General features: G+C 30.9%; 9 protein-coding genes. 2 read left to right on the top strand and 7 right to left on the bottom strand.

What is annotated here, in order from left to right; translation table 11 throughout:
* Positions 1 to 496: Hsp70 family protein (locus tag ABI549_RS00585; protein ID WP_348074500.1), on the bottom strand; the 496-nt coding region annotated here is incomplete at its 3' end.
* Positions 497 to 680: 184 nt separating this feature from the next.
* Between ABI549_RS00585 and ABI549_RS00580 the strand changes: the two genes are divergently transcribed.
* Positions 681 to 1271 (top strand): hypothetical protein, encoded by a 591-nt coding sequence (locus ABI549_RS00580; RefSeq protein ID WP_348074499.1) that lies wholly within the window; start codon positions 681 to 683, stop codon positions 1269 to 1271.
* Between the two features lie 15 nt (positions 1272 to 1286).
* Here the strand turns inward: ABI549_RS00580 and ABI549_RS00575 are convergent, their stop codons facing one another.
* Together ABI549_RS00575 and ABI549_RS00570 are read right to left on the bottom strand one after the other, a co-directional pair.
* Positions 1287 to 2186, bottom strand: coding sequence for an EamA family transporter (locus tag ABI549_RS00575; protein WP_348074498.1), 900 nt, complete (start codon positions 2184 to 2186; stop codon positions 1287 to 1289).
* Between the two features lie 76 nt (positions 2187 to 2262).
* The gene (locus ABI549_RS00570) at positions 2263 to 3921 is read right to left on the bottom strand and encodes an MFS transporter (protein WP_348074497.1); all 1659 of its coding nucleotides are present in this window, start codon (positions 3919 to 3921) and stop codon (positions 2263 to 2265) included.
* 126 nt (positions 3922 to 4047) lie between these two features.
* On the opposite strand from ABI549_RS00570, the gene ABI549_RS00565 reads away from it, so the two are divergent.
* Positions 4048 to 4995, top strand: a complete 948-nt coding sequence (locus tag ABI549_RS00565; protein WP_348074496.1) for a hypothetical protein — start codon at positions 4048 to 4050, stop codon at positions 4993 to 4995.
* Here the strand turns inward: ABI549_RS00565 and ABI549_RS00560 are convergent.
* From ABI549_RS00560 to recJ, 4 genes are read right to left on the bottom strand one after another with little or no spacing between them, the layout of a single operon-like run.
* The gene (locus tag ABI549_RS00560) at positions 4990 to 5547 is read right to left on the bottom strand and encodes a Smr/MutS family protein (RefSeq protein WP_348074495.1); all 558 of its coding nucleotides are present in this window, start codon (positions 5545 to 5547) and stop codon (positions 4990 to 4992) included. The two genes, ABI549_RS00565 and ABI549_RS00560, sit on opposite strands and share 6 nt — an antisense overlap.
* Positions 5547 to 5720 carry a hypothetical protein gene (locus tag ABI549_RS00555; protein ID WP_348074494.1) on the bottom strand — a complete coding sequence of 58 codons (174 nt, stop codon included), beginning with the start codon at positions 5718 to 5720 and terminating at the stop codon, positions 5547 to 5549. Before ABI549_RS00555 ends, ABI549_RS00560 begins: the two co-directional genes overlap by 1 nt.
* Before the next feature lie 60 nt (positions 5721 to 5780).
* A complete protein-coding gene (locus ABI549_RS00550) occupies positions 5781 to 6323 on the bottom strand; it encodes a GNAT family N-acetyltransferase (RefSeq protein WP_348074493.1) in 543 nt (180 codons plus the stop codon).
* A 15-nt stretch (positions 6324 to 6338) separates the two neighbouring features.
* Positions 6339 to 8027 (bottom strand): single-stranded-DNA-specific exonuclease RecJ, encoded by a 1689-nt coding sequence (gene recJ, locus ABI549_RS00545; protein WP_348074492.1) that lies wholly within the window; start codon positions 8025 to 8027, stop codon positions 6339 to 6341.
* Between the last annotated feature and the right edge of the window lie 28 nt (positions 8028 to 8055).

Raw genomic sequence — 8055 nt, 5'->3', positions numbered from 1 at the left:
TTCTCATTACTTTAAGACCTGCAATTTCTCCAGCTTCTTTTGTAGCTTGACGTTGTGCATCATTAAAGTAAGCAGGAACAGTAATAACTGCTTCTGTAACTGTTTGACCTAAATAGTCTTCAGCTGTTTTTTTCATTTTTTGAAGTGTCATAGCTGACAATTCTTGAGCAGAATATAAACGACCATCAATATCCACACGTGGTGTATTGTTGTCTCCTTTTACAACTGAATAAGGTACTCTTTTTGCTTCTTCGGTAATTTCTCCGAAAGAATGTCCCATAAAACGTTTGATAGATGCAACCGTTTTAGTTGGGTTTGTAACCGCTTGTCTTTTGGCAGGATCTCCTACTTTAATTTCTCCACCTTCTACAAACGCAATGATAGATGGTGTTGTTCTTTTACCTTCAGCATTAGGAATTACTACTGCTTCTTGACCTTCCATTACAGATACGCAAGAGTTTGTTGTACCTAAATCGATTCCGATAATCTTTCCCATTTTTATTATATTTAATTATTGAGTAATTCGTTTTTAATAACTTAAGTTGCTATAGTCAAGTTTTGTGCCAATAAACAAAAGTAATGTAATTGTCAGTTTTTAATAAAAATGATATGACAAGGTGTCATTTTTAAACGATTTCTAATATGACTTAAATTAATTATATTTGCATTAAACAAATTTCATGAAGCAATATATACTACTAATTCTTATTGGATTTTCTTCTTTGGTTTATTCTCAAAACAAACCCTTATTAATACATTCTTACTTGAAAACAGAATCGGAATCAGTTTTAGAAGATCATGGCGTTGACTTTTTTGAAAAAGGAAAAATGATTGATGCCAAAGACGTTATAAAAGATTTTGAGAAAATAGGAGACCTAACCTCAGTAAACAAATCTGACTATTATATAACTTTAGTGCAAGAAGGTAAGTATACTATTAAAACACTAAATACAAAAAGTAAAAAAACAAATCCTTCGCAGATTATTGAAGTAGAGACCAAAGTAAAAACAGAAATAAATAGCTATCCTATAACCTTAATCAATTATTTTATTCGTAATAAGACAAACCCACAAACTATTGAGTTAAGTATTGATGAAAATGGTATAGTGTCATATAAACTTGGAAAAAGAAGGATATACTGTATGAGAGAAAGCATAATTGCTTTTGTAAACAAAGATGAAAAAGACAAAAGAGATGATGGTTATGATTACCCAGAAGAACAGTCCGAAATAGATTCAATCATAAAAAGACAAAAAACATTGATTGAGTAAAAATTTCAAAAACTATTACTTCTCTTTTTTGTTAAACTTTCTAAAGAAAAATTTCTCATTAAAAATAACCACAGAAATCAAAATCAATGAATACGAAACAATTTGTGTTAAATTGATTTCTTCTTTAAAATAAAATATTGCCAATAAGAAATTAATCAATGGATTCGTGTACATTAAGATCCCAACTGCTGAAGAATTAATACCTTTCAGAGCAAACAAGTTTAAGAATAAAGGAATAATTGTAAATAACACCACAATTACAATCATGAGAATATAAAAAATTGATTCTGTTGGCGTTTCTCCTCGATAAACAGGAAAAAATGGCAATAATACTATCGATGCTATTAGCAATTGAACCGTTAACACTACAAACCTATCGAACTTATTATTTTTTCTTTGACTTATTAAGTATAATGCAAAGGAAATGGCGATTATTAAACTATAAATAAGTCCGTTTAGATCTCCGTAAGATAATATTCCACAACTAATTACACACAAGAATACTGAAAACCATTGCCATTTGCTGAGCTTTTCTTTGAGAATAAAATACGCTAAAATAGTGGTGACAATAGGACAAATTAGATATGCAAATGATGCCGATTTTAGGCTAACATGATTTACGGCATACATGAATAAAAACCAATTTAATATGAGTAAAAATCCGCCAAGAATAGTGAGTAAAAGTGTTTTTATTTTTTCGCTTTTTTGTAAAATTATGAATGATTTCCAATCAATTTTTAGCTTTTCTTTTCGGAACAAAAGATTAATCATAAGTAACAATCCCGTTGCATAAAAAACCCTGTAAAATAGAATATCTAATGATGGATAATTATGTAATGGTTTTAGTGCTAAACTAAAAAAACCCCAAATTACGAAGGATGATAATGCCGATAAATAATATTTGTTGATTTGCATATAAAAAAATTCGGAGCAAAAGTACTAAATTACCTTTCTCCGATTTTTTTTATTTAATATATTTTTAAGAATTTTCTTAGTGGCTTGCTTCAGCTTCTATAGCATCAACATCTATATTCTGTTTTTTCAAAATTCCTTTTACTAAAACGGCAAACAATGTTAAATAGGCAAAACAAACTACTGCAACAATGTATGATTGATGAATTCCAATAATATCAGATAATTTACCTTGTATTGGTGGTATAATTCCTCCACCAAGAATCATCATTACTAAAAATGCAGAACCTTGAGAAGTATATTTTCCTAATCCAATAATAGATAAACTAAAAATAGATGGCCACATAATGCTACATGCTAATCCTCCTGATAAAAAAGCATAAATAGCAACTGTTCCAGTCGTAGACAAACCAATTAGCATGGCTATAATACCAAAACTTCCAAAAATCATTAGTGTTCTTGCAGGTTTGTCTTTACTTAAAAAGAAAGCGCAAATTTGTATAAGAACGCAAACTACATAATAATATAATGGTTTCATATCTTTCCCTGAAATGATATTTACACCTAAAATAATTCCAAAAGCAAGTATTGGAACAACAATTAAAGCAATTGTCTTTTTTGAACCTTGTAAATTAAATACCGAAATAGCTCCTGCCCAACGACCAATCATTAAACTTCCCCAATACATAGAAACATAAGGTGCAATATCCGAAGAAGCTAAACTTCCAAAATCTTTTAACTTTAATAATTCCCCCAAATTACTTCCAATAGCAACTTCTACACCAACGTAAGTAAAAATGGCTAACATTCCTAAAACCAATTGTGGGTATTGCATAGCACCCCAACCTTCTGACTTTTTTTGAGCAGATACATAAGAAAAGAATATTCCACCTAAAACAACAAGTAAAGCCAATACTAAAAATTTAATTCTGTATGATTGTAAATCTGCAATTGCTTGTTCACTTAATCCTGTCAAATCCGTTTGATATGATTTAAAAATTGGTACAAAACAAGCAGCTAAAAGAATGGTCATGACAATTAGTGTACGTAAAGCTTTATTTGCTTTTTCCATTGGTTCATTATAAATCCCTTCAGGTACTTTTTTAGAAAAATAAAATAATGCTGCTGATGCTACAAATAACAAACCAACACAAACATATAGAATAACTACTTTATTTAATTCAAGCAATTTTATTTGTTCTTCCGTTACTGATGCTGCTGTGCCAAATAATGCCAATGCAACAATAATAGGCCCTATTGTAGTTCCTAGTGAGTTTATTCCTCCCCCAAGATTTACTCTACTTGCTCCCGTTTTTGGATCACCTAATAAAATTGCAAACGGATTGGCAGCTGTTTGTTGTAATGAAAAACCTAATGCAACAATGAACAATCCTAAAAGCATACCCGCATAAACATTAGCTTCTACAGCAACAATCATTGCTCCCGCACCAAGCGCTGAAAATAATAATCCGTAAACAATACTTTTCTTGTAACCCCATTTTCCAACAATATCTTTTCCGCTTATATCACCAAGTGCAAACAAAAGCAATGCACCAATATAATAGGCAGTATAAAATGCAAAATCTATTAGTTGTGATTGAAATTGGTCTAGTGAAAAATAACTTTTACAAAAAGGTATAAATATACTATTACCAGCAGCTATAAATCCCCAAAAGAAAAATACTGTAATTAATGTATAAAGTGCGGGATAGTTGGTTTTGTGTGATTCGGATGTCATAAATATCTAAATTTTATTTTGGTTTAGTTTCCTCAAATATAACAATAATGTTTAATTTTTCTTAAATTGAATAATAAAGCTTTCATTAGTAATTAAAAATATTATTTTTGTTTAAAATTTATGACAATGAAATATTTCCTAACTATATTTATAAGTGTTTTATTATTAACAAGTTGTGATGATGGTGATTTAATTACCGAGAATTTCGTTTTCGAGAACGCAACAGTTCAAAAATGTAGTGATTCAAATGTTTTATATAAAATTAATGATGTAGAAGCTTTAATTTTTAATACTCCTGAAACCAATTTTCCTAATACCGAAACCGTAGTTGGTACACCTAGAGTAGTATCTATTGGTGGCGCTACTTCTTTAACTTACAGAAAATTTGCGACAGCTACTTCAACAAGTAATATTTGCGATACCCCAACCATTCCTGTTTTAGAAGAATGGACCGTAACTGGAGGAACTGCCGAAATTACAACAACTAAAATTTTTGACACTAACGGAACTACTGTTGTTGCTTACAACCACAATATTATTTTTAAAAACATAACATTTGTAACTCCAGATAAACAAATAGTTTATGATTCTTACACTTTTGGAAGTTATAGAACTGAGATTGTTAACTTAAATTTCGATTATTCTCTTGACACAACACAAAATTGTGGTGGAAATAATTTAATATTTAAATACCATAATAACAATGCTTTATTATTAGATGTAGATCCTTTATTATTTACCAATGCCGTAACTCCAATTGGTTCACCTAGAACTGCTTTAATAAATACTACAACGAACAAAGTTGTTTATAGAGTGTATAGTGGAAGTTTGAATACTAATTTTTTCTGTGCTGCAATTACGCCTTCTACTCCAACACTTACTGAAGAATGGATTGCTGAAGATGGTGTGGCAGCAACTAGCGGTATTATAAGTGTAGAAACTGTTGCAATTGATGCAACTCACTTTAAACATACCATTACTTTATACAAAACAACTTTCAAAAAAGGAATTCTAACATATATTTACCCAACGAACGATAATTTTGTTTTTGGCGAATATGTGACAACTTTATAAACTACCTTTCTTCTGAATAAAATAAACCTCAGTGGCTCCGACGCCATATTTCTGGTAATTTGCATCTTGGAAAGTAATATTTTCGTAACGTCCTAATAAAAAATCAAGTTCCGATTTTAGCACGCCCTCGCCTACTCCGTGTATAAAAACTACTTTGGGAATTCGGTTACGAAGTGCAAAATCCATTTGGCGTTTTACAGTTTCGGTTTGAATGTTTAGAATGTCATAATTACTCATTCCTCGTTTGTTAGGAACCAGTTTTTCAATATGTAAATCTATTTCGAGAACAAATTCTTCTTTTTTAGATTTTTTCTCCTTGACAAAACTTCTTGGTTTGGGAATTTCCTTTTCTTTTGCTACCGATGAAAAATTAGTTTTAGAAATATTTTTCATCAAATCGCTAGTAGATTCTATCAAAATAAGTTCTTTTTCGTTATAATCGAGTTCAAAACCATCTTCGGTTTCAATAGTTACTATTTTTCCACTCACTTTTAGTACAACACCATTTATAGCATCGTCTAAAACCGAAATATTATCTCCTTTTGCAAACATTATTCTTCGTTATCTTGATTTTTACTTGGCGTTTTTGCACTTAACCTCATCATACCCAAAAAGAATAAAACTATTCCTGTAATTTTAATCCAAAGACTTGGTTTTACGGTATTCTGATTCCAAAACAAGGCTATTGCTATTAGAATCATTAGTATAATATATATGTTTTTCATTTTTATTTTAGTTTTTACAGATGTTTAGAAAACAAAAAAAATATTTTATTCGATTCAACACTATTTACTCATTTTCCATTCAGCAATATCTATTCGATAAATATTTACTGCCATTTCTTTATATTCTGTTGTTTTATCATTTCTCATTCCATTATTTTTTGCAACTTTTTCTGAATTAATATTTTCTGTGTTAATTATTGAAATTAAACTTTGAGAAAAATCATTCTCAAATGCAAAATCTTTACACTTTTTAGTTGATTCTGCTGCAAAACCTTTTTTTCTATGTTCTGGCAAAATTGAATATGCAATTTCTATTTCCTTTTTGTTTTCAATTTTTCGAACTATAAGTCCACAATGTCCAACAATTTCATTTGTGAGTTTGTCTAATAAAACGTTTGCTCCGCCCAAATCATCTCTATATCTTTCAAATGTCATTTCGAACCAAAGTTTACACCTTTCTTTTGGTGTTTTTATTTTGTCTACGCCCAAAAATTTACAAACTTCAATATCTTCAAATAATTCTATCCAAATATCAAAATCTTTTTCATTTAGCAACCTAAACTTTAATCTTTCTGTTTCTTCTCCTTCTAAAGTATATTTCATTTAAAATTGATTCAGCTATTTTATATCTCTCAACCTCAGTTGTAAATTTACGTTTCCGTTCCATTCGTTTTCATCGATACAATATACGGCATCAAATGGTTTATTATTGGTAATGCAATCCATTTTTTGTGATAAATTAAAACCAATCGCAGCAAAACCTTCACTATTACCTTGTTTTACAAACAATCTTAGATGTTCTTCTTCTTTACCCAACGTTTTTCCATAGCCCGTATCTTTTATATTTTTTGAAATAAAAATAGGGGTCATATTTTGTGGACCAAAGGGTTCAAATTGCTTTAAAATTCTAACTAGTTTTTCGTTTATATCTGATAAATTAATTTCAGCATCAATAGCAATTTCAGGAATAAGTAAATCCGGATGAATACTATCTTTAACCACTTCTTCAAATTTATTTTTGAAAGCTTCGTAATTTTCTTCTTTTAGAGTCATTCCTGCAGCATACATGTGCCCGCCAAATTGTTCTAGATATTCCGCACTAGATTCTAAGGCATTATAAATATCAAAATCCTTGACAGAACGTGCCGAAGCAGCCAATTTATCGCCACTTTTTGTAAAAACAATCGTTGGTTTATAATGTGTTTCTATCAGTCTTGAAGCCACAATTCCGATAACTCCTTTGTGCCAATCTTCCTGATAAACGACCGTTGTAAATTTGTTGCTTTCATCATTTGTTTCAATCTGAACCAATGCTTCTTGGGTGATTTGTTTGTCTAAATCTTTCCTGTCGGCATTAAAAATTTCTATTTGTGAAGCAAATTCTTCTGCTTGTGACAAATCAAATTCAGTTAACAATTCGACTGCATAATTACCATGTTTTATTCTTCCTGCAGCATTGATTCTTGGTGCAATTATAAAAACTACATCGGTAATTGTTAAAACTTTCTTCTTCAAATTCTGAACCAAAGCCTGAATTCCTGGTCTTGGATTGGTATTAATAACTTCCAACCCGAATTTTGCCAAAACCCTGTTTTCACCCGTCATAGGAACAATATCGGCAGCAATGGCTGTGGCTACTAAGTCTAAATACGGAATAAAATCTTCTATCGTTTGGTTTCGGTTTTGGCCTAAAGCTTGTATGAGTTTAAAACCAACGCCACAACCGCAAAGTTCGTCGTAAGGATAAGTACAATCTTCTCGTTTTGGATCTAAAACAGCAACGGCTTCAGGCAAAAATTCGCCTGGACGGTGGTGATCACAAATAATAAAATCGATGTTTCTTTCTTTGGCATATACCACATGATCTGTTGATTTTATACCACAATCTAGTGCAATAATAAGTGTAATACTGTTATCATCGGCATAATCGATTCCTTTATACGAAATTCCGTAACCTTCGTCGTAACGATCAGGAATATAAGTGGCTACATTTTTATAATAGGATTTTAAATAAGACGAAACTAAAGAAACTGCAGTTGTTCCGTCGACATCATAATCGCCAAAAACCATGATGTTTTCGTTGTTGGCAATGGCTTTTTCTATTCTTTCGACCGCTTTATCCATATCTTTCATCAAATAAGGATTGTGCAAATCAGCCAAACTAGGACGAAAAAATGCTTTGGCTTCATCATACGTTTCAATTCCGCGTTGGATTAACAAGGAAGCAACAAAATCTTCAATATTCAAGGCTTGCGCCAAATGTTTGACTTTTTCTTCAGCAGGTTTTGGCTTTATTGTCCAGCGCATAGTTAATTACGGATTAGAAATTATAATT

This window comes from Flavobacterium sp., from assembly GCF_039932285.1.
Classification (GTDB): Bacteria; Bacteroidota; Bacteroidia; order Flavobacteriales; family Flavobacteriaceae; genus Flavobacterium.
This window is presented reverse-complemented; position numbering and strand designations above follow the sequence as displayed.